The 1,011-nt window shown below is 63.3% G+C and carries 1 protein-coding gene; it reads right to left on the reverse strand.

Features of this window, described 5'->3' with window-relative positions:
* Positions 1-114: 114 nt before the first annotated feature.
* A partial coding sequence (locus tag EOA22_RS34995) for an NAD(P)-dependent oxidoreductase (protein ID WP_164756238.1) occupies positions 115-1,011 on the reverse strand: 897 nt, incomplete at its 5' end.

A 1,011-nucleotide genomic window follows, 5' to 3' on the forward strand; every position in this document is an offset into this window, starting at 1 on the left:
ACATCGACGGCCGCAGCGTTGGTATCGAAAATGTGCACGTCGAGCTGGGCTGCCAGAGCCTTGGTGACCATGGGCATGCCCATCGCACCGAGACCGATGAATCCGTAAGAATTACTAGGCACGCGCGCTCTCCCCGATCGCTGTAAGATGTGACGGCGCGCCTTCGTAGAGGCGGTAGATGCCGGTGCCGTCGATGTCGCCGTGGCCGGCGGCGATAAGCAGATCAAAGAGCTGGGCGGCTTGGCCGGACATTGGGGTCGCCGTGCCCGAACTACGGGCGAGCTCCTGCACCATGTCGAGGTCTTTCAGCAGCTGACGCGCATAGGCCCGCGGCGCGAAATCATGTGCGGCGATACGTGGATAGAGCTGTTGCATCAGAACGCCGTCGGCATGGCCGTATTTCACGCATTCAGGCAGCAGCGCAGCATCCATTCCTGCCGCTTCAGCGAGGCGCACGGCTTCGGCCAGAACAGCATAATTCGTGCCGACCACGAGCTGCGCGATCATCTTGGCAACCGAACCCATGCCTGTCTGTCCGACATGGGTGAACTGGCGGCCGATGTCCTGGATCAAGGAACGGATGCGTGCGATCGCCCAATCCGAGCCGCCGGCCATGATCGTCAGTGTGCCTTCGCCTGCCGCCGAGGGACCACCTGAAACCGGAGCGTCGATCCATTCGCATCCCGTGGCCGCTTGGACGCGCCAACCGATGGACCGGCAGAAATCCGGCGACACGGTTGAGAAATCCACCACGATCTGCGGTGACAGCAGAGCATCCGACAGGCCCGCTTGGCCAAACACCACGGTTTCGACTGCCGCCTGCGACGGCAGGTTGAGGAGCACGAGATCCGCGTCCTCGACACAGTCTTTTGGCGACGCAGCGCCGACTGCACCCGAAGCCATAGCCGCAGCTTGCCGGCCGGCATCGGCGTCGAAGACTCGTAGCTTGTAGCCAAGCCCTGCAAGGCGCGCGGCCATGGGTCCGCCCATCAGGCCGACGCCGATATAGGC

The sequence above is a fragment of the Mesorhizobium sp. M7A.F.Ca.US.014.04.1.1 genome, assembly GCF_003998745.1.
GTDB lineage: Bacteria > Pseudomonadota > Alphaproteobacteria > Rhizobiales > Rhizobiaceae > Mesorhizobium > Mesorhizobium ciceri.